At 32.6% G+C, this 3,214-nt stretch carries 2 protein-coding genes and 1 pseudogene; 2 read left to right on the forward strand and 1 reads right to left on the reverse strand.

Annotated elements, in window-relative coordinates; all coding sequences use genetic code 11:
* Positions 1-302, reverse strand: a 302-nt coding sequence (locus ACK5ON_RS11015; RefSeq protein ID WP_409822379.1) for a murein L,D-transpeptidase catalytic domain-containing protein, incomplete at its 3' end; no start/stop codon positions are given.
* A 192-nt stretch (positions 303-494) separates the two neighbouring features.
* Here ACK5ON_RS11015 and ACK5ON_RS11020 point away from each other — a divergent pair.
* Positions 495-2,951, forward strand: coding sequence for a DUF5916 domain-containing protein (locus ACK5ON_RS11020; RefSeq protein WP_409822381.1), 2,457 nt, complete (start codon positions 495-497; stop codon positions 2,949-2,951).
* Between the two features lie 40 nt (positions 2,952-2,991).
* Positions 2,992-3,214: pseudogene (locus tag ACK5ON_RS11025) on the forward strand (2,3-bisphosphoglycerate-independent phosphoglycerate mutase); the annotation flags it as partial.

Raw genomic sequence — 3,214 nt, forward strand, 5'->3', positions numbered from 1 at the left:
AAATCAATCACCCACATTCTTTTAGTATTTGAAGACAAACTAAAATCGACAAGTGTTAAAATATTTTTTTTAATTAGCCCTTTTTCTTTAAGAATATAAAATCCATCCAAAGCAAGAGTAAAGCTTTCAAAACTTGGCAATGCAAAAGAATTGGCATCTAACTGATTGTAAATAGATACATTTATGGAAACTGATTTAGCTTCTACAACAATATTATTTTTTTTGGAGTTTTCGTTGCTTGGTATATTCGTAAACGACATCAGCAAAAGAACAAAAAACAAAGGGAATAACTTATAATTCATTGAATGTAAATAGGTTTATAATTAGATTTGGTTAGGGCAAATATATATTATCAATTATCTAAAAAAAAATATTATTGTTTTTTTTAAGTAAATTTTAATTATTCTTCCTCCATTAAAATTTTTCTAATTTTATGTGTGGACTTGTATATATCAATTATTTAACTATTTTTGTAGTCCCTAATCCACTACTAAATGCGCAAGTATTCGTACTTTTTTTTTATAGTTATTTTACTATTTACAAGTTTTGTTTATAGTCAAAAAAAAACTCTTCAAGCGATACGGATTGATAGTAAGATAATCATTGATGGAAAGTTTGATGAGACTGCATGGCAAAATGCTCCCGTGGCAAAAAACTTTGTTGAAATATTTCCAGACAACGGAAAACCCATACCAGAGAATAAAGATACCGAAGTTAAAATTGTCTATACTGATGAAGCTATTTATGTAGCAGCACTTCTTCATGATGATGACCCTAGTAAAATCATGTCCGAGTTTACTTTGCGTGATAATTTTGCAACGGCTGATCACTTTGGTGTTTTTTTTAACGGTTACAATGATGGTCAACAAGAATTTCGTTTTTTTGTTAGTGCTGCAGGTGTTCAACAAGACTGTATCTATACTGAGAATACTGATGAAGATTTTACTTGGGACGCTATTTGGGAAAGTAAAGTTAGGATTACTGATAAAGGATGGGTTGTTGAAATGAAAATTCCTCTTGCTGCACTCCGCTTTCCTGAAGCTGAAAAACAAATTTGGGGTTTAAATTTTTACAGAGAGCCAAGACAAAGTAGAAGTCAAAATACTTGGAGTTTAATTAGTAACGAAATAAATAACGAAAGTATTCAAGCGGGAATTTTGGAAGGAATTGAAAATATTAAAACCCCAACTCGATTATTTTTAATTCCCTATGCTTCCACTTATTTGACTGGAAATGCTACTCAAAAAACAACTGGCGAAGTTCGAGGCGGGTTGGACATAAAGTATGGTTTAAGCGATGCTTTTACTCTTGATGCGATTTTAGTGCCTGATTTTGGTCAAGTGCGGTTTGATAATGTTATTTTAAATCTAACAGCTTTTGAACAACAGTTTACTGAGAATAGACCATTTTTTACAGAGGGTACAGATTTGTTTAATAAAGGGAACCTATTTTACTCCCGGCGAATTGGCGAAGTCCCTTTTTATGAAGTGGCTGATAACGAAACCGTTCTTGATAATCCCGGTGCTATAAGGTTAATTAATGCTGCCAAGGTTTCGGGGAGAACTAAAAGCGGATTAGGTGTTGGCGTTTTGAATGCAGTAACAGAAAATACATCTGTGACCATCAGAAACGAAGATACTGGTGAAACTAGAACCATGCAAATCGCGCCAGTTTCAAATTACAATATCACAGTGCTGGATCAACGATTTAGAAAAAATTCTTCAATAGCTTTTGTTAACACCAACGTGATTCGGAATGGTAGTTTTAGAGATGCTAATGTTTCGGGCTTAGTTTGGGACTTAAACACTAAGTCAAATTCTTTTAATATATCGGGAGATTTTAAATACAGCTATGTAAACGAAGAACCAAATCTTGAAGATAAACAAGGAATTAGTTCTTATTTCAATTTTGGGAAAACAAAAGGGAAATACAGGTTTAGTACTGGTGGTGTTTATGTGTCGCAAGATTATGATATCAACGACTTAGGAATTAATTTTCAAACCCATTATCATGGACTTTATCTCAATCAAAGCTATAGAATTTTAAATCCAACTAAACTTTTCAATTCCTTTAGTGTCAATTTTAATAATTATCTTGAATTTGACAATAGAACAGGAATGTTGCAACAATTCAACATAAGAAGCGGGGTAGATCTGACAACTAAAAAAAATGATTATTTTGGTTTTGGTATAAGAGCAAGACCGGTATCGGTTGCCGATTTTTACGAACCGCGTTCTATTAACGAAGAAAAATTTGTAATGTACCCGGGAAGAATAGGCGGTTTTATTTATTTTTCGTCCAACTTTAATAGGAAATTTGCAATTGATTTAAATCCTTTTGTGACCAAATTTTTTGACCAAGGATGGCTCAATTATGGCTTTACAATAAATCCTCGATATAGATTTAGTGATAAATTTTCATTGGTTTATAATTTTTATTATGACCGAATCAATAACGATGTTGGCTGGATTGCCTTTGACGAAAATGATAATACTATTTTTGCCCGTAGAAAAAGAATAACAATTGAAAACACTATACAAGGTAAATTCTCAGTGAATGAAACTATGAATTTTAACCTTAACCTACGTCATTACTGGTCATATGCAGTTAATAATGATATATTAACTTTACAAGATGATGGAAGTTTATTACCTAATTATGATTTTACAACCAACAGAAATAGAAATTTAAATTTATGGAATTTAGACTTTTCCTATGTGTGGTGGTTTACTCCGGGTAGTCAAGTTACTGTCCTTTACAGAAATAATTCTCAGCTATTTAGCAGGGATTTTTCAAGAGAATTCGGCTCCAATTTTAATGATGCTATCAATTCTCAAAACCTGAACCATATTTTCTCCATTAGCGTGCGTTATTTTATTGACTACAACTCGATCAAAAATTCAAGACTTTCCAAAACTTTTACCAAACCTAAGGAGAAAGTCCATTTCTAAAACTAAATATAAGCCGTACCTTTGTTCAAAATAATTCCTGATGAACAAGAAAGTAATTCTAATGATTTTAGACGGTTGGGGAAAATCTCCAGACCCAAAAGTTTCTGCCATTGATAATGCTAATGTTCCTTTTATAAAAGGGCTCTACACTCAATATCCCAACGCACAACTACGAACTGATGGACTTAATGTGGGTTTACCCGAAGGTCAAATGGGCAATTCTGAAGTGGGTCACATGAATCTTGGTGCCGGAAGAATAGTCT

The sequence above is a fragment of the Flavobacterium sp. genome, assembly GCF_046317795.1.
Classification (GTDB): Bacteria; Bacteroidota; Bacteroidia; order Flavobacteriales; family Flavobacteriaceae; genus Flavobacterium.